Annotated in this window: 21 protein-coding genes; 10 read left to right on the forward strand and 11 right to left on the reverse strand. The window is 71.5% G+C overall.

The genetic code is table 11. The features are described from left to right. Positions 1 to 85: 85 nt before the first annotated feature. On the forward strand, positions 86 to 1,279 hold the full coding sequence (locus R6Y94_RS41925) for a DDE-type integrase/transposase/recombinase (protein ID WP_318398518.1): 1,194 nt from the start codon (positions 86 to 88) through the stop codon (positions 1,277 to 1,279). Between the two features lie 119 nt (positions 1,280 to 1,398). Here the strand turns inward: R6Y94_RS41925 and R6Y94_RS41930 are convergent, their stop codons facing one another. Beyond that, positions 1,399 to 1,569 carry a hypothetical protein gene (locus R6Y94_RS41930; RefSeq protein WP_318402663.1) on the reverse strand — a complete coding sequence of 57 codons (171 nt, stop codon included), beginning with the start codon at positions 1,567 to 1,569 and terminating at the stop codon, positions 1,399 to 1,401. 148 nt (positions 1,570 to 1,717) lie between these two features. Here R6Y94_RS41930 and R6Y94_RS41935 point away from each other — a divergent pair, with 148 nt between their 5' ends. The 3 genes from R6Y94_RS41935 (at position 1,718) to R6Y94_RS41945 (ending at position 6,267) form a co-directional block, all read left to right on the forward strand. Then, a complete protein-coding gene (locus R6Y94_RS41935) occupies positions 1,718 to 3,976 on the forward strand; it encodes an MMPL family transporter (RefSeq protein ID WP_318402665.1) in 2,259 nt (752 codons plus the stop codon). Positions 3,977 to 4,111: 135 nt separating this feature from the next. Next, entirely contained in the window at positions 4,112 to 5,059 is a 948-nt protein-coding gene (locus tag R6Y94_RS41940; protein WP_318402667.1) for an alpha/beta hydrolase, read from the forward strand. 212 nt (positions 5,060 to 5,271) lie between these two features. Next, the gene (locus R6Y94_RS41945; protein WP_318402669.1) at positions 5,272 to 6,267 is read left to right on the forward strand and encodes a chlorophyllase/cutinase-like alpha/beta fold protein; all 996 of its coding nucleotides are present in this window, start codon (positions 5,272 to 5,274) and stop codon (positions 6,265 to 6,267) included. Between the two features lie 170 nt (positions 6,268 to 6,437). On the opposite strand, the gene R6Y94_RS41950 is transcribed toward R6Y94_RS41945, so the two are convergent. From R6Y94_RS41950 to R6Y94_RS41965, 4 genes are all read right to left on the reverse strand, one after another. Then, a complete protein-coding gene (locus R6Y94_RS41950) occupies positions 6,438 to 7,793 on the reverse strand; it encodes a hypothetical protein (protein WP_318402671.1) in 1,356 nt (451 codons plus the stop codon). Positions 7,794 to 8,090: 297 nt separating this feature from the next. Then, on the reverse strand, positions 8,091 to 9,053 hold the full coding sequence (locus R6Y94_RS41955; protein WP_318402672.1) for a zinc-binding dehydrogenase: 963 nt from the start codon (positions 9,051 to 9,053) through the stop codon (positions 8,091 to 8,093). Positions 9,054 to 9,132: 79 nt separating this feature from the next. Beyond that, the gene (locus R6Y94_RS41960; protein WP_318402674.1) at positions 9,133 to 10,359 is read right to left on the reverse strand and encodes an NADP-dependent malic enzyme; all 1,227 of its coding nucleotides are present in this window, start codon (positions 10,357 to 10,359) and stop codon (positions 9,133 to 9,135) included. Positions 10,360 to 10,505: 146 nt separating this feature from the next. After that, a complete protein-coding gene (locus R6Y94_RS41965) occupies positions 10,506 to 10,781 on the reverse strand; it encodes a S24/S26 family peptidase (protein WP_318402792.1) in 276 nt (91 codons plus the stop codon). A 170-nt stretch (positions 10,782 to 10,951) separates the two neighbouring features. Here R6Y94_RS41965 and sodN point away from each other — a divergent pair, with 170 nt between their 5' ends. Next, complete coding sequence (gene sodN, locus R6Y94_RS41970) at positions 10,952 to 11,359, forward strand: superoxide dismutase, Ni (RefSeq protein WP_318402676.1); 408 nt, start codon at positions 10,952 to 10,954, stop codon at positions 11,357 to 11,359. A gap of 126 nt (positions 11,360 to 11,485) precedes the next feature. After that, positions 11,486 to 11,893 carry an anti-sigma regulatory factor gene (locus tag R6Y94_RS41975; RefSeq protein WP_318402678.1) on the forward strand — a complete coding sequence of 136 codons (408 nt, stop codon included), beginning with the start codon at positions 11,486 to 11,488 and terminating at the stop codon, positions 11,891 to 11,893. Positions 11,894 to 11,918: 25 nt separating this feature from the next. Here R6Y94_RS41975 and R6Y94_RS41980 read toward each other — a convergent pair whose 3' ends face one another. Next, positions 11,919 to 12,320, reverse strand: coding sequence for a hypothetical protein (locus tag R6Y94_RS41980; protein WP_318402680.1), 402 nt, complete (start codon positions 12,318 to 12,320; stop codon positions 11,919 to 11,921). A 42-nt stretch (positions 12,321 to 12,362) separates the two neighbouring features. Here R6Y94_RS41980 and R6Y94_RS41985 point away from each other — a divergent pair, with 42 nt between their 5' ends. Then, the gene (locus R6Y94_RS41985; protein ID WP_318402682.1) at positions 12,363 to 13,313 is read left to right on the forward strand and encodes a diacylglycerol/lipid kinase family protein; all 951 of its coding nucleotides are present in this window, start codon (positions 12,363 to 12,365) and stop codon (positions 13,311 to 13,313) included. Positions 13,314 to 13,734: 421 nt separating this feature from the next. Continuing rightward, positions 13,735 to 13,992, forward strand: coding sequence for a WhiB family transcriptional regulator (locus tag R6Y94_RS41990; protein ID WP_130464821.1), 258 nt, complete (start codon positions 13,735 to 13,737; stop codon positions 13,990 to 13,992). 350 nt (positions 13,993 to 14,342) lie between these two features. Here the strand turns inward: R6Y94_RS41990 and R6Y94_RS41995 are convergent, their stop codons facing one another. From R6Y94_RS41995 to R6Y94_RS42010, 4 genes are all read right to left on the reverse strand, one after another. Then, positions 14,343 to 15,140, reverse strand: a complete 798-nt coding sequence (locus R6Y94_RS41995) for a sirohydrochlorin chelatase (RefSeq protein WP_318402794.1) — start codon at positions 15,138 to 15,140, stop codon at positions 14,343 to 14,345. An 86-nt stretch (positions 15,141 to 15,226) separates the two neighbouring features. Beyond that, on the reverse strand, positions 15,227 to 15,988 hold the full coding sequence (locus R6Y94_RS42000; RefSeq protein WP_318402683.1) for a phosphoadenylyl-sulfate reductase: 762 nt from the start codon (positions 15,986 to 15,988) through the stop codon (positions 15,227 to 15,229). Continuing rightward, on the reverse strand, positions 15,985 to 16,158 hold the full coding sequence (locus R6Y94_RS42005; protein WP_318402686.1) for a hypothetical protein: 174 nt from the start codon (positions 16,156 to 16,158) through the stop codon (positions 15,985 to 15,987). The genes R6Y94_RS42000 and R6Y94_RS42005 overlap by 4 nt, the downstream gene beginning before the upstream one ends. Then, positions 16,155 to 17,891, reverse strand: coding sequence for a nitrite/sulfite reductase (locus R6Y94_RS42010; RefSeq protein ID WP_318402687.1), 1,737 nt, complete (start codon positions 17,889 to 17,891; stop codon positions 16,155 to 16,157). The genes R6Y94_RS42005 and R6Y94_RS42010 overlap by 4 nt, the downstream gene beginning before the upstream one ends. Positions 17,892 to 18,337: 446 nt before the next feature. Between R6Y94_RS42010 and R6Y94_RS42015 the strand changes: the two genes are divergently transcribed. Beyond that, a complete protein-coding gene (locus R6Y94_RS42015; protein WP_318402689.1) occupies positions 18,338 to 19,741 on the forward strand; it encodes a glycosyltransferase family 39 protein in 1,404 nt (467 codons plus the stop codon). Between the two features lie 39 nt (positions 19,742 to 19,780). Here the strand turns inward: R6Y94_RS42015 and R6Y94_RS42020 are convergent, their stop codons facing one another. Further along, positions 19,781 to 20,020, reverse strand: coding sequence for a winged helix-turn-helix domain-containing protein (locus tag R6Y94_RS42020; protein ID WP_412103000.1), 240 nt, complete (start codon positions 20,018 to 20,020; stop codon positions 19,781 to 19,783). A gap of 165 nt (positions 20,021 to 20,185) precedes the next feature. Here R6Y94_RS42020 and R6Y94_RS42025 point away from each other — a divergent pair, with 165 nt between their 5' ends. Beyond that, positions 20,186 to 20,365, forward strand: coding sequence for a hypothetical protein (locus R6Y94_RS42025; RefSeq protein ID WP_318402691.1), 180 nt, complete (start codon positions 20,186 to 20,188; stop codon positions 20,363 to 20,365). The last annotated feature ends 4 nt before the right edge of the window (positions 20,366 to 20,369 follow it).

The following is a 20,369-nucleotide window of genomic DNA, read 5'->3' on the forward strand; positions in this document are numbered from 1 at the left end:
TGTTCAGTCCCATGACATCTGTCGCAGGTTGTGTCCCGGTACATGTGTCACATGATCGGTCTGGTGGGCGGTATGACTGCTGGGCATGGCGAATCGACGTCAGGTCATGACCGCGATGGACGCCCTGCTCGCGGCGGGCGTGCGGATCGACAACGTGCAGCAGTGGTGCGATGACAACAACGTCAACCCACGCACCTTCTACCGGCACCGCGCCCGGGTACAGGCCGAGGGTGTCTGGCGGGAGCGATCCCGCCGGCCGCATCACAGTCCTGGTATCACCCCGCCGGAGCTCGACGCGTGGATCTGCAAACTCCGCAACGATCTTGGTGTCGACAACGGCGCGGACCAGATCCGTGACGAGCTGTTGCTGATCCACGCGTTCACCGACCCTGGCTGGAGGGTGCCGTCACGGTCGACGATCAACCGGGTCCTGTCCCGCCACGACCTGCTCGACCGCAACCCCGCGAAACGACCCCGCGGCACCTGGCGCCGCTTCGCCTACGCCCAGCCCCGCGACTGCTACCAGATCGACGCCACCAGGATCCGCCTCGCCAACGGCCAACTCGTCGCGGTCTTCGACGTCCTCGACGACTGCACCCGCATGCTCGTCGCCTGCCGGGCCGCGCCGGCCGAGACCAGCACCGCCGCGATCGCCGCCATCGGCAGGGCCTTCACCGACCACGGCCCACCCGCGATCGTCCTGTCCGACAACGGCACGATCTTCACCCACCGACTCCTCAAGGACAACGCCGGCCCGTCCCCGTTCGCCGAAACCGTCCACCATCACGGCACCCGACTCATCCACTCCAGCCCCTACCACCCACAAACCTGCGGCAAAGTCGAACGCCACCACCAAACCCTCAAAAGATGGCTCACCGCCCAACCCCACCAACCCCACACCCTGCGACAACTCCAACGCCTACTCGACACCTACCGCCACCACTACAACCACCACCGCCGACACAGCGCCCTACCCGGCCGCGTCACCCCACACCACGCCTGGACCACCGCACCCCACCACGGCGGACCACAAGCCCTACCCATCCAAACCGACGCCACCGTCCACCACCCCACCGTCTCCGACACCGGCGCAATCAACGTCGGCTACACCCGCATCGGTCTCGGCTGCATCTGGCGCGGCCACACCGTCACCGCCATCCGCGACGGCAACCACATCACCGTCTACGCCAGCAACGGCCACCCCATCGGCCACACCACCGCCCCACGAGACAAGAAGACCTACACACGCCTCACCCCAATATCGAACATCATCAACTGACACATGTCCCGGGACACACCCTTGACACATCTACCGGGACATGACAGTTCGCCGTGGATCATAGTTCGCCAAGAATTTTGACGATGCTCCCACGATGTGGTCGGATCCCGGCGGGCAGCTCAGCCGAGCGCGAGCCAGCCGACCAGCGCGACCACCACGACGACCGCGACCGCGATCCCGATGATCAGCGGCAGCCTGGACGGCGGTTCGGCGGTCGCCGATTCGGGAGAGTGCACGAAGGCCCGGAACGCCTCGGTGTTGCCGCTGGGGTCAGGGTGCTGATCAGCCATGCCGAGCACCATAGCGAACCGGTGCACGGTCAGGCTCGCCCTACCCTCGCGGCGTGGCCGTCCCTACCGCGGACCAGGGGCCGTCCCTACCCCGGGCCGGGGTGCTCACCGGATCGAACCGGATCGGTGCGGCTCATAGCGTCGGTGCATGACCACGTCGACCATTCTGCCGCCGCCGGCCACCGGCTCCGACGCCGGCCCGGCGACCTCCCGCAAGGGCAACCTGGCCGCGAGAATCGCCGGCTGGAGCGCCCGGCACCGGGGCATGGCCGTCCTCGGATGGCTGCTGTTCGTGATCGCGGCGACCGCGCTCAGCGCCGTCGTCGGCACCGTCGAGGCGAAGAACAGCGAGTCCGGGCACGGCGACTCCGGCCGGGCGGACGAGATCATCGCCGCCGCCGGCTTCCCCGACCGGGCGGCCGAGATGGTACTCATCCAGAGCGACCGCCTGGTCGCGGAGGATCCCGCCTTCCGGGCCGCGGTCACCGACACGGTCGCCGCCGTCGAAGGCACCGGCCAGGTGCTGGACGTCCGGTCGGACGCGGTCTCCGGCGACCGGCACGCCGTACTGGTCACCTTCGACCTGACCGGACCGGCCGAGGGCGCCGCCGACCGGGTCGGGCCGGTACGCGACGCGGTCGCCGCCGTGCAACGCGACCATCCCGAGCTGTACGTGGCGCAGACCGGCGGGGCCAGCATCGGCGAGGCGATCGGCAAGACGCTGGACGCCGACATGCACCGGCTGTCGATGCTCTCCATCCCGGTGACGCTGGGCATCCTGATCGTGGCGTTCGGGGCGCTGCTCGCCGCCGTACTGCCGATGGGACTGGCCCTGACCGCGTTCCTGGGTTCGCTCGGGCTGCTCGCCGTGGCCAGCCGGTTCGCTCCGGCGGTCGACACCACCATGCACCTGATGCTGCTGATGGGGCTCGCGGTCGGGGTGGACTACTGCCTGTTCTATCTGCGGCGGGAACGTGAGGAGCGGGCCCGGGGTGCGAATCCCGAACAGGCGCTCGCGATCGCCGCCGCGACCTCCGGCCGGTCGGTGCTGATCTCGGCGCTGACCGTGATCATCGCGATGTCCGGGATGTTCCTGACCCAGGACACCACGTTCATCAGCCTGGCGACCGGCACGATCCTGGTGGTGGCCACCGCCGCCGTCGGGGCGCTCACCGTACTGCCGGCGGTGCTGAGCAAGCTCGGCGACCGGATCGACCTGGGCCGGGTACCCGGGCTCTACCGCCGGCAGTCGAGCGGCCGGTTCTGGCGCACCACGATGGGCGTGGTGCTGCGCCGGCCCGGGCTCTCCGCCATGCTGGCCACCGCCACCCTGCTGACCCTGGCCGTGCCGCTGCTCGGGATGCGGACCGCCGAGGAGGACATCACGGCACTGAAGAACCCGGCCCCGGCGCTGAGCGCCTTCCTCCGGGTCAAGGTTGCCTTCCCCGGCGGCGCCGAACCGGCGGTGGTGGCGATCAGGGCGGACGACGTGACCACCCCGGCCCTGACCGCCGCGATCGACGACCTGAAGACCCGGGCACTGGCCACCGGCCAACTGCACGAGCCGGTCACCGTCGGGGTCAACCCGGACCGGACCGTCGCGGTGGTCAAGGTGGGGCTCTCCGGCTCCGGCGTCGACGCCGCCTCCGAGCGGGCGGTACGCACCCTGCGCGAACAGGTCATCCCACGCACCGTGCAGGGCGTGGACGGCGCCGAGGTACTGGTGACCGGCCTGGCCGCCGACTCGGTCGACTTCAACGCGGCGCTGGGCCGCAGCGTGCCGCTGGTCTTCGGGTTCGTGCTGGGGCTGGCGTTCCTGCTGATGCTGGTGTCGTTCCGGTCCCTGGTGGTGGCGGTGACCGCGATCGTGCTCAACCTGCTCTCGGTGGCCGCCGCGTACGGGCTGCTGGTGCTGGTCTTCCAGCACGGCTGGGGCGAGGCGCTGCTCGGCTTCGAGTCGGTGGGCTCGATCACCAACTGGGTACCGCTGTTCCTCTTCGTGATCCTGTTCGGGTTGTCGATGGACTACCACGTCTTCGTACTCAGCCGGATCCGGGAGGGACACGACCGGGGCTGGCCGAGCAAACTGGCGGTCTCCCGGGGCATCCGGGGTACCGCCGGGGTGATCACCAGCGCCGCTGTGGTGATGGTCGCGGTCTTCGCCCTCTTCACCACCGGAACGGTGGTGTCGATGAAGGAACTCGGTTTCGGCCTGGCGATCGCGGTGCTGATCGACGCGACCATCGTCCGGGCGGTACTGCTGCCCTCGGTGATGGTGCTGCTCGGGGAGCGGAACTGGTACCTGCCCCGGTGGCTGGGCTGGCTGCCTCGGCTCTCGCCCGACGAGGTCCCGCCGGGCGGGCTGCCGCAGGGTGTGCCGATCAAGGTCGGGTCGTCGGCACGCTGAGACGATCAAGCGGGGGGACGGGTTGCCGGGCAACCCGGATCGGGGGCGGACGGTGGGACAAACCGTCCGGGTGGCCGCCGTACGAGGACCGGAAAGCTGGCCTCGTACGGCGTTCCACCGTCTAGCGTCGATGCTGTGCGCGTGAACCCCAAGGTCGCGGGGCTCTTCGCCCTGTTACTGCCGATCGCGCTCACCGCCAGCGGGTGGGTGGTGGTCGCTCCGGCTCCCGCGGCACTGCCCGGTTCAGCCCCGAGTCGGACGTACGCGGTCGGCGTGCGTACGCTCGATCTCGGTCGCGGCACCGCCCGCCCGCTCCCGGTCACCGTCTGGTATCCGGCCCGGGACGACCGGCCCGCCAGTGCCGCCGCCAGGCCGACCGTGCCCCGCCGGGACGCGCCGGTCGCGGCCGGCCGGTTTCCGATCGTGCTGTTCAGCCACGGCCTGCACAGCCTGCCCGAACTGCACGCCCCGCTGACCATCCGGTGGGCCTCCGCCGGCTTCGTGGTCGCCGCCCCGGCCTATCCGCACACGAAGCGCGCGGCGCGCCGGTTCGACCGCAGCGACATCCGCCGCCAGCCAGGTGACGCCTGGCGGGTGATCCAGTACATCAGCCGGCTGGACCAGGTCGCCGGCGACCGGTTCGCCGGGCATCTGGCGGTGACCCGGATCGGCGCGGTGGGACACTCCGCCGGTGGCTACACCACCGCCGGGCTGTTCGCGCCGGGGCACTCGGAGCGGCTGCGCGGCGGCATCGTGATCGGCGGCGCCGGGATGCCCGGATCCACCTTCGGCGGGCCGCCGGCACCGCTGCTCTTCGTGCACGGCGACGCCGACCGGGTCGTACCGGTGAGACGGGGTCGGGACGCCTTCCGCCGGGTGCCGTGGCCCAAGGCGTTCCTCACCGTGCGCGGCCAGGGGCACGGCGAATACCTCATCCCGGGCCGGCGCGGTTTCCCCCAGACGCTGACCGCGACGACGGAGTTCCTGCGCTGGACGCTCTACGGCGACGCCCGGGCCCGGCGTGACCTACCGGCCGGCGCCACCGCACCAGGCACCACCGTCTTCGCCGACCGTCTCGACTGAACCTTCTGCAACCTGAACCGCACGACGCTCACGTGCCACGTCCGACCTCCGGGTCCCCCGGACCGCACGGGGGCTTCGATCGGCCCACGGACCTGGACGCGGTGCCCGAGGGCTGGTCCGGCTGGCTCTGGACCAACCGGGCCGACGCGGTCACGCCGTCGCTCCGGCCGTGAGCACCTCGGCCGGCCGGCGGGCGAGGCAGAATCGATCTCATGCGCCGACATCCCCTCCGTGCCGCGCTCGCCGCCGCGACCGTCACGGCGGCCCTGGCCGCGACCCTGACCGGCTGCTCCGCCCGGTCCGGCCGCTCCGCCGCCGAGCGGCCCGCGCCGACCGGAAGTCCGACTCCCGGCGCTACCGCCCCGGCCAGCCCGGCTCCGGCCGGCGTCGCACCGAGCCGGCGATTCGCGGTCGGCGTGCGGGAGTTGAGCTACAACCGGGGCGGTGACCGCAGGCTGCCGGTCACCGTCTGGTATCCGGCCGCCGGCACTCCGGGCGGCTCCCCGGACCGGAATGCCCGGGCGGCCGACGGGCGGTTTCCGGTGGTGTTGTTCAGCCACGGCCTGACCGGCCGGCCGTCGGACTACCGGACGCTGCTGGTGCGCTGGTCGGCGGCGGGCTTCGTGGTGGTCGCGCCGAGCTATCCGCACACGAGCCGGGGCGCGTCGGACTTCCAGGTACTCGACGTGGTCAACCAGCCGGCCGATGCGTCGTACGTGCTGACCCGGGTGCTGGCGCTGGACCGCGCAGCCGATGATCCGCTGCGTGGCCATCTCGCCGTCGACCGGGTGGCCGCAGCCGGGCACTCGGCGGGCGGCGTCACCACCATCGGGCTGTTCACGGCCGGGCGGGACGTTCGGCTCGACGCCGGCATCGTGCTCGCCGGTACCGCTCTCGGCGTCGGCACCGCGTTCAGCGGGGCGGCCGCACCGCAGCTCTTCGTGCATGGCGAGCACGACGACGTGGTGTCGTACCGGGCCGGCAAGGCGGCGTACGACCGGGTCCCCTGGCCCAAGGCGATGCTGACACTGCCGGACGGCGACCACGTCGGCGCACTGCTCGGCAGTGACGAGCGTGCTCTCGACGTGGTCAGCGACACGACCGTCGAGTTCCTCCGCTGGACCCTGTACGGCGACGACCGGGCGCTCCGGCGGCTGCCGACCCAGGCGGCCCGGGGCGGGCTGGCCACCCTCGACGACCGGCTCTGACGACGCTCGCCCGGCGTGCCGGCCAGCGTCGTCGCGGAGTCCAGCCGCAGGCTTCCCGAGCCGTGCCGTGCCCGGATCACGGCCGGCGGCGGTCCCGACGGTCCGTGGCGGCGGCTGCGGGGCGGGCGCGGCCGGTCCTGGCCCGACCGGCCACGCCCGCGAGGGTGGGGTCAGCCCACCACCGGCCTCCGGTTGTCCGCGTAGAGGTTGGTCGTCCGGTCCCAGGTGATACCGCGCTGGTCGGGTCGGGCTATCACGCCGTACCTGTGGTTTCGCCCGAACACGTTGCCGCTCATTCGGATGTTCGAGGCGTTGAGATCCGCACGCACGCCGATGGAATAGTTTCCGCCGTTGCAGTAATTGCCCTCGAAGACCAGATTCGAGACGATCGGCCCGGTGGTCGATCCGATCATGAGACAGGCGTTGAACGGATCTCTGGTCGCCGGGTTGTACGCATCCAGCGTGTTGCCCCGGACCACGATATTCGAGGCACCGGTGGTCTGGAGCGTGTCGTTGTGCGACCCGGGTCCCCGGGTCAGGTGGTGGATCCAGGAATCCTCGACGACCACGTCACTGCCGAGTCGGGGCCCGTCGATGACGTTGCTGATGTCGACCCGGCGCAGCGTGTATTCGCCACAGCAGACCGCCGCCGAGTTCTTTCCCCTGCCGTTGATCTCGACGTCCTCCACCACCAGGTTGACGGCGTCGATCGTACGGATCGAGTAGATCCCGTCGCAGGTGATCCGGGACTTCCGGATGACGACGTTCTTGGCGGTGACCGTCACGCAGCCGGTGATGTTCAGCCCGCTGAGCACTTGACCGTCCTGGGTGACCTTGATCGAACCTGAGGCCCGGAGCGTGGTGCCGGCCGGCACACCGGTGTTGTCGGGGCCGGGGAAGGAGGAGGGTGCCCGGCTGGCCGGCGCCCTGGTCATGGTCGCCGCGGCGGCCGGATCCGGCCCCTCCGGAGAGTCCTCGGGCGCCGGGGTCGTGGGGTCGGGGGTCGGCTCCGGCCGGGCGGTGGACGGCAGGTCACCGGCGGCGACCGGCTTCCCGTTCCAGGTCGACATTATGATCGTCGCGGGCGCTTCCGGCGAGTGCATGAAACCGTTCTTGCAACCGGAGACGCGCACCTTGCGGGCCGTGTAGTTGCCGAAGACGAGACCATTCGTCTCGGGCCGGGTGCACAGGATTCTGGTGTTCTCGATCAGCGCCCCGGTGAAGCCGTCGAAAATCCGTACGGTGTGCGCTCCGCCGTACTTGATCGTGCTATTTCTGATCGTGACGTCGTCCGCCTTGATGTGTACGTACCCATCGATCTTGCGGCCGTCCAGCACGGTCCCGTCCCGGGTAATGGTCATCGACCCGTCGCCGCTGCTGGCGACGGCCACGCCGATCCCGGCAAGGATGATCCCCAACGTCGCCGAACCCACCACCAGGGATCGCGGGGTACGCCAGCCGCGCCCGGGAGCGCGACGGGATGGCGGTCCTTGTTGATTGTGCTGACCCGCCACAGAGAAACTCATCAAGATCCGACTCCTTCGCCGTACAGATTCGTCCGCGATCAGAGGGGCGGAACGGGACGACTGTACCCGCCGACCTCAAGCGGACGGAGACGCGAAGGAAAGGGCGAAAATCAAACCTTTATTTTTCCTAAAGTCAGGCTTTACCCCGACTTTCCGGTGCATTGCGTTGGACTTATCCTGCCCGGCTGTCCGCTTTGATCCCGGGCAAAACGTCCGGATTTTCAAATCCTGTCACCGCGCGTGTTCGAGCCGTGATCACGCCAGCTCAGGCCGGCAACGGTCGCGGAAGTCGCCCCGCTACGCGGTGTGCTCCAGCACCACCTTGCCGAAGACGTCCCCGGAGAGCAGCCGGGCGAAGGCCGTACGGGCCTCGGCGAACGGGTACGTCCCGTCGATCACCGGCCGGATCCCCCGCCGCACCAGCAGTCCGAGCAGTTCGGCCAGCTCCGCCGGAGTTCCCATGGTCGAGCCGAGGATCTCCAACTGCATCGCGAAGACCCGGCGGAGGTTCACCGGCGGCTCGTACCCCGCCGTCGCGCCGGAGACGACGATCCGGGCGCCCGGGGCGGCCGACTTCAGCGAGTGGTCGAAGGTCGCGGCGCCGACCGTCTCGATCACCACGTCCACCCGCTCCGGCAACCGGGCCCCCGGCTCCAGCGCGGTCGCGCCCAGCGCGGTGATCCGCTCCCGCTTGCCCGGGTGACGGCTGGTCGCGTACACCCGCTTGCCGAGCGCCACCGCGAGCATCACGGCGGCGGTCGCCACGCCGCCACCGGCCCCCTGCACCAACACCGACTCCCCGGCGTCCACCCGCCCCCGGGTGGTGAGCATCCGGTACGCGGTCAGCCAGGCCGTGGGCAGGCAGGCCGCCTCGGCGAAGGAGAGCCCCGACGGCTTGGGCACCAGGTTGGCGCGGGGCACCGCGACCCGCTCGGCGAGCGTGCCGGGATGCCGCTCGGAGAGCAGCGACAGCCCACGGGGGTCGGCCGGATCCGGGATCACCGGGTAGATCACGACGTCGTTGCCGCCCGGGTCGACACCCGCGGCGTCACAGCCGAGGATCATCGGCAGCCGGTCGGCCGCCAGCCCGACCCCGCGCAGCGACCAGACGTCGTGATGGTTGAGCGAGCTGGCCCGCACCTCCACCGTCACCCAGTCCGGCTCCGGATGGGCCGGGTCGGGCCGATCCCCGACGACCAATGCGGCGAGCGGATCGTCGGCATCGAACGTCGAGGCGTAGGCGGCACGCATGATCGACACGGTACACCCGGTCGATAACCGCCGCTCTCCGCCGGACCACCGGCCGACCGCAGGAGACAGGCCCCTGGTGTGGCCCGCGTCAGGCCCGGGCCACGCCGTCGCGACGGGCCGCCTCCGCCACCGCGTCGGCCACCGCCGGGGCGACCCGGGGGTCGAGCGGCGAGGGCACGATGGCATCGACCCGGAGTTGCCCGGCCTCGGAGCCGGCCTGGTGTGTCCCGTCCGACCAGGCCACCTCGACCGCGACGGCGGCGATCGCGTCCGCCGCCGCCACCTTCATGCCCTCGGTGATCCGGATCGCCCGGGCCGCCAGCGCGCCCTGGAAGATGCCCGGGAAGGCGAGCACGTTGTTGATCTGGTTCGGATAGTCGCTGCGGCCGGTCGCCACCACGGCTGCGTACCGGGCGGCCACCTCGGGGTGCACCTCGGGCGTCGGGTTGGCCAACGCGAAGACGGCACCGCCGGGCGCCATCCCGGCCACCGCGTCCTCGGGGATCTGTCCACCGGAGACCCCGATCAGCACATCGGCGTCGCGCAGCGCCTCGGTGATCCCGCCGACCCGGCCGGCGGCGTTGGTCAGCTCGGTCAGCTCGGCCTTTGACGGGGTCAGGTCCGGCCGGCCGCCGTGCAGGATGCCCCGGGAGTCGCAGACCACCACCTCGGCCGGGTTCACTCCGCCGGCCGCCAGCATCTTGGTCACCGCGACGCCGGCCGCACCGGCACCGCTGACCACCACCCGCAGGTCGCCGAGCTTGCGGTTGAGCAGCGTCGCGGCGTTACGCAGCGCGGCGAGCACCACGACGGCGGTGCCGTGCTGGTCGTCGTGGAAGACGGGGATCGGCAGCGCCTCGTCCAGCCGACGCTCGATCTCGAAGCACCGCGGCGCGCTGATGTCCTCCAGGTTGATGCCGCCGAACGACGGAGCCAGCGCCGTCACCACCGCGACGATCTCGTCGACGTCCTGGGTGTCCAGACAGACCGGCACGGCGTCCACCCCGCCGAACTGCTTGAAGAGCACCGCCTTGCCCTCCATCACCGGCATCGCCGCGCGCGGCCCGATGTTGCCCAGCCCCAGCACGGCCGAGCCGTCGGTGACCACCGCGACGGTGCGCGAGACCCAGGTGTAGTCGTCGGCCAGGGCGGGGTCGGCGGCGATCGCCTCGCAGACCCGGGCCACCCCCGGGGTGTACGCGAGGGAGAGGTCCTCCCGCGTGGCGAGCGGCACGGTCGAGGCGACCGCCAGCTTGCCGCCCCGGTGCAGTTCGAAGGCGGGATCGGACGGGTCCACGGCGGCGGCGGATGACATGGTGACTCCAAGGATCGCGACGTTGCATTCCATTCGGGAGCGGCCGGCTGAACGCGAGATCGGCGATCGCCGGCAGCGGTGCGGGGGTCACCCGGGTATGGACTACAGAGCATAGTGGCGTCGGGAAGCGCGGTTGCCCCGCAGGGTCATACCGGCCGGTAGTAGAACCACTTCGGGCGGGGCCAGTAGCGGGCCACCACCCGGCCGAGGACGTCGGCCACGCCGTACACCCGGGAGTCGTCGGTCACCAGCGTGTTGTCGCCGTGCAGCTCCCAGCCACCGTCGAGCGGGCGTACCGCGCGCTTGACCACCAGCAGGTCCGGCCGGGTACGGAAGACGCCGACCACCAGGTCACCGGGACGGACGGCGCGACCGCCGCGCCGGACCACCAGCGCGTCGCCGTGCCGCAGCGTCGGCACCATCGACGGCCCGACCACGAGTACGGCGAACACCGGTGCACCGGGCCGGCCACCGGTCGCGGAAGGGCCGGTGGAGGGGCTGGTGGACACCGAGTTTCACCTCCACCCCTTCGGGGACATATCGCAGGAGTACTGTCATCCTGGATCATCACAGACGTGCCTTGGAGGGTCCCATGCGACTTCCACGCATCCTTACACCACGAACTGTCGCGCACGCCCACTGCGACCTGCCCTGCGGCGTCTACGACCCGGCGCAGGCCCGGATCGAGGCTGAGTCGATCAAGGCGATCGACGAGAAGTACGCGGCGAACACCGACCCCGAATTCCGCACCCGGGCCCTGATCATCAAGGAGCAGCGCTCCGAGCTGGTCAAGCACCACCTGTGGGTGCTCTGGACCGACTACTTCAAGCCCCCGCACTTCGAGAAGTACCCGCAGTTGCACCAGTTGTTCAACGAGGCCACCAAGCTCGCCGGTGGCGGCGGGGGCACCAAGGCCACGACCGACGGGTCCAAGGCCGACGAGCTGCTGCAGAAGATCGACGAGATCGCGAAGATCTTCTGGGAGACCAAGCAGGCGTGAGTACCGCCACCCCGCCGGCCACCGGTCCGGCGGGACGTTGCCGGCGACGTGCCGGCTGGATCCACGGATCCGGCCGGCACGTCGGCGCGACGGCCCGGTAGAGTCCGAGACGGGGGGACTGGCCTGGTGACTTCGCTGAGTACACCGCCGACGACCGGCGACGACGTCGTACTGCTCACCGTGCCCGCCGACGGTGGCTTCCTCGGGGTACTGCGGACCGCGACCGCCGGCCTTGCCGCCCGCCTGCACTTCGCCCTCGACGAGATCGAGGATCTGCGCATCGCCGTCGACGAGGCGTGCGCCATGCTGCTGGCCGTCACGACCCGGGACGCCGAGTTGGACTGCCGCTTCTCGGTCACCGACGACGCGCTCACCGTCGAGGTCTCGGTGCCCACCGCCCGGGGAGCGCGGCTGCCGGCGGAGTCGTCGTTCGCCTGGAAGGTGCTGACCGCACTGACCACCTCCGCCACGGCGGTCGCGACCGGCGACCGGGCCACCATCACGCTGTTGACCCGACGCGCCGCCGAGGTCTGAGCCCGGTCGGTTCGGGTCTCCCCGGTCAGGCCCGTTCGGTGTCGAAGCCGAGCGCCCGGTTGGTGGCGGTGCTGATCAGCAGGCCGACGACCAGCAGACCGAGCGCGATCAGCGGCCCGCCCAGCCAGGCCAGCCCGCCCAGGATCATGAAGTAGCCGACCGGCAGCAGCATGAGCTGCAACACGATCGCCGGGGCGCGGGCGGCCGGTCGGCGCCGGTCCAGCGCGGTGCCGATCACCCAGAGCAGCACCGCGCCGCCCGCCGCGAAGAGGGTGACCAGGAGTGCGGAGAGCAGGTCGGTCGCGGTCGCGGCGAACAGCTCGTAAACCAGGAAGAGCGTCAGCAGGGCCAGCCCGACCCCCTCGGCGCGCAGCAGCCACACCGCCCAGCGCAGTGCGCCGGGTGCCGGTTCGGGGTCCCTCGTCACGGCCGCCACGATACCTCGGCGGCTCGCGGTACAGTGCCGCCCATGCGGGCCATCCTGGTGGTCAATCCCAAGGCCACCACCACGACGGGCCGGGGTCGGGACGTTCTCGTCCGCGCACTCCGCAGCGAGGTGGACCTCACGGTCGAGTACACCCGGCGGCGCGGGCACGCGGTCGCGCTGGCCCGGGAGGCCGCCCGGCAGGGCGTCGACCTGGTCGTGACGCTCGGAGGCGACGGCACCGTCAACGAGGTGGTCAACGGCCTGATGACCACCGGGCCCTCGCACACCGCCGACGACCGGCCACCGGCCGGGCAACTCCCCGCGCTCGCGGCCGTACCGGGTGGCTCGACCAACGTCTTCGCCCGGGCGTTGGGGCTGCCCCGGGAGTGGCCGGAGGCGACCAGCGTGATCCTGGAGGCGCTGCGGGTGGGGCGGGTCCGCACCATCGGTCTCGGTCTCGCCGACGACCGGTACTTCACCTTCTGCGCGGGGCTGGGCATGGACGCGGCGGTGATCCACCGGGTGGAGCGGGCCCGCAGGCGGGGCCGGGTCTCCACTCCGAGCCTGTACCTGCGCTCGATCGTCAGCCAGTACCTCGTCGGGGCGGAGCGGCGTCACCCGGCGATCCGGCTGGAGCAGCCGGGCGAGATCACCGAGGGTGAGCTGGCCACCGTGGTCATCCAGAACACCGCACCCTGGACGTACGTCGGGGACCGTGAGGTCAACCCGAATCCGGACGCCTCGTTCGACCTGGGCCTGGACGTGTTGGCGCTGCGTCGGCTGCGGGTACCGAGCACCACCCGGATGGTGACCCAGAGCCTGTCGCGGCGGCCGGATCCGCGGGGCCGGCAGATCCTGCGGCTGCACGACCTGGAGGAGTTCACCCTGGTCGCGGAGCAGCCCCAGGCGTTCCAGCTGGACGGTGACTACCTCGGCGAGCGGAACAAACTCCGATTCACGTCCGTCCCGGCGGCACTGCGAGTAATCTGCTGAGCCTGGGGTACTGCGACCGGTAGCGAACCTCCGAAGCATCCAACGAGGGCGGTGCCGGAAATGCCAGCAATGTCGGGCGGACTGTACTATATTGATTCTCGGCTGTGGCGCACCGGGTGCCGACGAGGGCGGAAATCCGGACAAAAGGGCCGTGACCTGTCTCACCTGTCCAGAGTTTTTCCGGGCGCTACCCTTGACATCGCGGGAGTTCGTGAAAGTATTCACAAGCGAACTTGAGTTACCGGGACATTGCGTGGGCGCGTTCGACCAACGACCGCCGCCCCGCGGGTCCCACCACACAAAGCCTGCTCTCGCGCTGCCGAACCGATGGGTTCCACACCGTCGTGATCGACACCGCGGATGCATATAGAAAAGATCCACGAAGCACTGCCGCCCACCCAGATTGAGGAGTGTTGCCGCCATGGACTGGCGCCACCATGCTGCCTGCCGCGACGAAGACCCGGAGCTGTTCTTTCCGATCGGAACGTCCGGTCCGGCCGTCCTGCAGGTCGAGCAGGCCAAGGCCGTCTGCCGGCGTTGCTCCGTGACCGACGAGTGCCTGCAGTGGGCGCTCGAATCCGGTCAGGACGCCGGAGTCTGGGGCGGAATGAGCGAAGAAGAGCGGCGCGCCGTCAAGCGCCGTGGCGGCCTTCGGGTCCTGCGCGCTCACTCTGCCTGACCGACCGCACCACGCATCGGACGCCCTGGGGCTCGTCCCCGGGGCGTTCTGCTGTTCGGCGTTAACACGTTCTGTTGTTCCCAGAACGCGTTCTGCTGTTGTCGTAACGATGGATAGTGGATCGACGACATTCCGCTGATCAATTCGCCGACGCCGAATCCGAAGGCGATTCCCATCCGTCGACCGCGATTCCGACGACGATTACCGGCACCGGAGCCGGCTGGCCGGAACACCGCCGGGACCCCGTGCCGCACCGAACCGCAGCGCCGGCCGTTGACGACTACGGTGCGTTGCAGGGGACAACTACTCTGCGTCACTCGCCAGGGGTCGCCGCAAAGCGGCGACAACGGTTACCGAGGGTCAGCGGCGAGCGCCGCATCCAGCCGCCCCAGCACGAGCTGGACGAGTTCCGGTGCGTCGCCCAGCGGGGCGGCCAGGGCCATCGCACCGGCCCCCCGGGCCGACGCCAGGGCCGTCTCGCAGAGCCGACCCGGAGCCAGGAAGTACGTGGCCACCGCCACCCGTCGAGCGCCGGCCTCCCGGAGCGCGCCGACCGCCGTACCGGCCGTCGGTGGGGCTGCGGAGGCGTAGCCGACCCGGGTCGGTAGCCCCGTCACGCCACCGAGCGCCTCGGCCACCTCTGCGACGGTGTCCCGGGCGGCGGCGTCCCGGGTACCGGCGGCAGCCAGCACCACGCCGTCGACCCCGCCGCCCCTGAACGCGGACGCGTCGACGGCGCCGCCCGGGTACGCCGGGCCGACGGCCTCGGCGAGCCGGCGCAGCAGCCCGGCGAGCAGCCCTGGGTCGACCCCCCGCGCGGTCGGGCCGAGCACCTCGGCGGTACGCACCGGCATGCGCAGCCCCGCCTCCCGGGCCGCCTCGACTGCACCGGGGATGTCGACCCGGCCGTGGTACGCGGCCGTGAGCAGCAGCGGCACCAGTACGGCTTGCCGGTGCCCGGCCGCCTCCAACTCGGTCAGTACCGCACCGGGCCGGGGTGGGCCGTGGTCGAGATAGCTGGCCCGGACCAGCAGACCTGGCCGGGCCGCCGCCACCGCCCGGGTCAGCGCCTCGGTGGCCCGGGCGGCCCGGGGATCGCCACTGCCGTGTGCCACCAGCACGACCGGGGCCGGGGCCGACCCGGCCACCGGCGCTCCGGCAGCGGTCGCGGCCGACCCGGCCACCGGCGCTCCGGCAGGAGTCGCGGCCACCGGCGCCCCGGCTGCCTCGGCGGTCACACGTGCAGGCCGCACTCGGTCTTCTCGAACATGGCCCAGCGGCCGGCCCGGGGGTCCTCGCCCGCCTTGGTCCGCCGGGTGCAGGGCCAGCAGCCGATCGAGGTGTAGCCCTGCCGGAACAGCTCGTTGACCGGCACGTTCCACCGGGAGATGTAGGCGTCGACGTCGGCCTGGCTCCAGGCGGCGATCGGGTTCACCTTGACCTTGCCGCGTCGCGGGTCGAAGCCCACCACCGGGGTGTTGGCCCGGGTCGGCGACTCGTCCCGGCGCAGCCCGGCGGCCCAGGCGTCGTAGTCGGCCAGGGCCCGCTCCAGCGGCTCCACCTTTCGCAGCGCGCAGCACTCGTCGGGTGCCCGGGAGAAGAGCCGGGGACCGTACTCGCCGTCCTGCTGGCCGACGGTCTGCCGGGGCCGGATGGAGCGTACGTTGACCGGCAGGGTACGGGCCACGGCGTCGCGTACCCGAAGGGTCTCCGGGAAGTGCAGGCCGGTGTCCAGGAAGACCACGTCCACCCCGGGCGCCACCCGGGAGACCACGTGCGCGAGTACGGCGTCGGCCATCGAGCTGGTGACGCAGAACCGGTCGCCGAACTCACCGACCGCCCAGCGGACGATCTCCTGGGCCGGTGCGCCGTCCAGTTCGCGGTTCGCCTCCTCGGCCAGCGCCCGCAGCTCCGCCGGGTCCCGCCGGGCCGGGGCGGCCGGCACCGCCGGACCGAGCTTGACCAACCCGAGGTCGGCCGCGACAACCGGGCTCATGACTGCTTCCCTTCGGTCAGGGCGGTGGCGAGCAGGCCGGTGAACTTCACCGTGAAGACCCGGGCGCAGGCCCGGCACTCCCAGGCACCGTGCGACGCCTCGTTGGGTCGCAGGTCCTCCTCGCCGCAGTAGGGGCAGTAGAGAGGTGCGGCTCGGGTATCCCCACTCATCGCAGTTCCTCCTCGTCGACTCGCACGACCCAGTTCGCGAAGCTCTCGCCCTCGGTGCGGCCGTCCAGGTAGCGGCGGGCGAGCCGCTCGACGTACTCGGGAAGCTCCGCCGCGGTGGTCTTCAGGCCGCGCAGCTTGCGGCCGAAGCCGGCGGACTGGCCCTGGGCCATGCCCAGGCCGCCGCCGAGGTGCACCTGGAAGCCCTCGACCTGGCGCCCGTCCGGCCCGACCACGAGCTGGCCCTTGAGGCCGATGTCGGCGGTCTGGGTCCGGGCGCAGGCGTTCGGGCAGCCGTTCAGGTGGATGCTCAGTCCCTCGCCGAGGTCGGCGCCGGCGAGCCGCTCCTCCAGCCGGGCCACCAGTTCCTGGCCCCGGGCCTTGGTCTCGACGATGGCGAGCTTGCAGTATTCGAGGCCGGTGCAGGCCATGGTGTCGCGCCGCCAGACGGACGGGAACGACTCCAGGCCGATCCGGCGCAGCGCCGCGACCAGCGAGTCGGTCCGCTCGGCCGGCACGTCCAGGACCAGGAGTTTCTGGTACGGGGTGAGGCTCACCCGGCCGCTGCCGTGCTCGGCGGCGGCGTCGGCCAGCTCGGCGAGCTGGGTCCCGGAGATGCGCCCCACCACCGGGGCGGCGCCGACGTAGTGGCGCCCGTCCCGCTGCCGGTGCACTCCGATGTGGTCGACCGGCTTCGCCGGCAGTTCCGGCGCCGGCCCGTCGAGCAGGCTGCGGCCCAGGTATTCCTTCTCCAGCACCTCCCGGAACTTCGCCACACCCCAGTCGGCGACCAGGAACTTGAGCCGGGCCCGGTGCCGCAACCGGCGGTAGCCGTAGTCGCGGAAGATCCCGACCACCCCGGCCCAGACGTCCGGCACCTCGTCCAGCGGCACCCAGACGCCGAGCCGCTGTGCCAGCATCGGGTTGGTGCTCAGCCCGCCGCCGACCCAGAGGTCGAAGCCGGGGCCGTGCTCGGGGTGCTCGACACCGAGGAAGGAGATGTCGTTGACCTCGTACGGCGTGTCGACCAGCCAGGAGATCGACGTCTTGAACTTGCGCGGCAGGTTGGAGTACGCCGGGTCGCCGATGTAACGCCGGACGATCTCGTCGATCGCGGGGGTCGGGTCGAGCACCTCCGCCTCGGCGATCCCGGCGACCGGGCTGCCGAGCACCACCCGGGGGCAGTCGCCGCACGCCTCGGTGGTCTGTAGGCCGACCGCCTCCAGCCGGCGCCAGATCTCCGGCATGTCCTCGACCCGGATCCAGTGCAACTGGATGTTCTGCCGGTCGGTGATGTCGGCGGTGTCCCGGGCGTACGTCTGGGAGACCTCGGCGATCGTCCGGAGCTGCTCCAGGTTGAGCTGGCCGCCGTCGATCCGGACCCGGAGCATGAAGTACTCGTCTTCCAGCTCGTGCGGCTCCAGCACGGCGGTCCGCCCGCCGTCGATGCCGGCCTTGCGCTGGGTGTAGAGCCCCCACCAGCGGAACCGCCCGCGCAGGTCCTGCGGGTCGATCGAGGCGAAGCCCCGGTGCGCGTAGATGTTCTCGATCCGGGCCCGTACGTTCAGCGGATTGTCGTCCTTCTTGGTCCGCTCGTTGGGGTTGAGCGGCTCCCGGTGCCCGAGTGCCCACTGCCCCTCGCCCCGCGGACGACGGGCCGGTCGGGCCGCGCGTGCGCTGCTGCCCGCCGGCGCGCTGGTGGCGCCGGGCCGGGCCGGGGTGTCGCTGACCGCCATCGCGGCGTCCTCCGTTGTTCGGTGTGACTCGGTGGACGCGCAGAGCGACGGCCTCGGCCCGGGGCGGACCGGAGACGACGGCGTCGGGAACGACGGTGTCGGGGAAGCCGGCGCACTGCACGCCCGGGACGGAACAGGTCCGGGCGGCGTCAGTGGGCCGGACAGATCGCGCTGCGAACGCGGCCGTAGTCCACGTGGCGGCGGGAGGTGAATCCCGGCCTCGCGAAACGGCGCACGGCGGCGGTCATACCCGTCATGCTGCCACATCCGTATCGGCCGGACCACCGCCCGCGACCACTGATCCCGCCTGGCGGACCCGCTGTGGTCAGCTTCACGCTACGATTTCGAATATTGGAACTAATGCGACAGATGGCACCTCGTCGGCCATAGATCGCGGTTCGGCTCGACCCCTTCGCCGGATCGTCCTGCCCGGTCGGTTCCGCCGGGTGATCTGGCTCTGGCCGGGCCTGGCCACCCTGCTCGTCACCGCCGTCCAGCTCGACCGCGCCCCGCTCTGGCGCGACGAACTGGCGACCTGGAGCGCCGCCTCCCGGCCGCTGCGCGACCTGCTCCGGCTGATCGGCACGATCGACGCGGTCAGCGGCCCGTACTACCTACTGATGCACGGCTGGCTGGCGGTGGCCGGAGACTCCGCCGTCGCCCTGCGGCTGCCGTCCGCGCTCGCCATGGCCGGAGCCGCCGCGCTGACCACCGTGCTGGGCGCGCGGCTGTTCGGCCGCCGGGCCGGGCTGCTCGCCGGACTGCTCTTCGCGATACTGCCGAGCACCTCCCGGTACGGCCAGGAGGCCCGGCCGTACGCCCTGGCGACGCTGCTCGCGGTGCTGGCCACCCTGCTGCTGTGCCGGGCGCTGGACCGGTCGGCGTGGCCGCGCTGGGCCGGCTACGCGGCGGCGGTCGCCGGGCTGGGCCTGGCCAACCTGTTCGCGGTCAGCCTGGTCGCGGGGCACGCGTTCGCCGTGCTGCTCGGCCGACGTGATCGGGTACGCCTGCGCTGGCTGCTCGCTGTCGGTACCGCCGGGCTGCTGCTGGCGCCGCTGGCGGTGCTCGGTCGCGCCCAGCAGAGCCGGCAACTCGACTGGGTCGGTCGCCCCGGTGCCGGGGACCTACTGGGGCTGCCCGGCAGCGTGGTGCAGGCCGGGGCGGTCGGCGGGCTGCTGTTCGGGCTGGCCGCCGTCGGAGTCGCCAGCCGGGGTCGCTCGGGTGTGGTGCTCGGGCTGACCGTACTGCTCCCGGCGCTGCTGCTCTTCGTCGCCGGGCAGCTCACCCCGCTGTTCGTACCTCGTTATCTGCTCTTCGTGCTGCCGTTCGCCTGCCTGCTGGCCGCCGCCACGCTCGCCTCGCTCCGGCTGGGCGCCGGGCTGGTGATCGTACTCGCCGCCGGCCTGCTCGGCGCACCGGAGCAGGCCGCCCTGCGGCGCACCCACGAGTCACCCCGGACCGCCCCGGTGGACTACCCGGCGGCGGTACGCGTCATCGCCGCACATCAACGGGCGGGCGACGGCATCGTCTACGCGCCCCGGGACGACTGGGGCTTCCTCGACCTGGCAACCGCGTACTACCTGCGGGCCGACCGGCCGCGCGACGTGCTCCTGAGCCAGGATCAGATCCGCCGGGCCGACTTCTGGGCGACCGAGTGCGCCCGGCCGGCGGAGTGCTTGGCCCCGGTCGACCGGCTCTGGCTGCTGCTGTGGGGGGAGCACGCCGATCCAATGGCCGGTGTGCCCGCGAGCCGGACGGAGTCGCTCCGGAGCAGTTTTCGGCTCGACCGGAGCTGGACGGTGCCAGGTCTCACCGTGGCTCTGCTGTCCCGCCCTCCGACCTCCCGCTGAGCAGCTTGGCCAGCAACCCCGGACTGGGCCGCCTTCTGCTCAGCGCTCCCGGACGTACACCCCGACGCCGGGCAGTGTCTCCGTGATGCCCTTGGCGCGGAGGTTCTGCATGGCCCGGTCGACGACCGGCTCCGTCACGCCGTAGTGCTCGATCAGCTCTCGTCGGCTCGGCAACCTGGAGCCGGGCGGGAACTCTCCGGCCTCTATCCGCTTCTCCAGGTCATCGGCTATTTCCTCATAGCGGTAGCGCGGTGGCACGGTGATCCCTCCGGTCGGCACCTACAGGAAAGCACCGAAGGGAAGCCATTGCCTACCCAACTCTAGCTGTGGGGGTGCGACAGCAGGCCCCTCCGGTCGGCAAACCAGGCGGGGCGGAAGGCGGTCCGGCTACGCGACCAGGGCTCCGTGGCCGGACCTGCCGTCTTCGGTGAAGGGAGCGCAGCCGTGTCCTGGAGGCCCGACCCGAGCGTGACCAACGTTTCCGTGCCGTTCTACCTGTGCGTCCGGTGTGCCACCGCGCTGGCCGCAGGGGACCAGGAGCACAACTGCATCGAGGACGACCCGACGCGGCATCCGGCCGCCGCGCTCCGGAACTGGCGCTGCGAGTGTCCCTGCCAGCCGTGACCCG

The sequence above is a fragment of the Plantactinospora sp. KLBMP9567 genome (assembly GCF_033446045.1).
Lineage (GTDB): Bacteria > Actinomycetota > Actinomycetes > Mycobacteriales > Micromonosporaceae > Plantactinospora.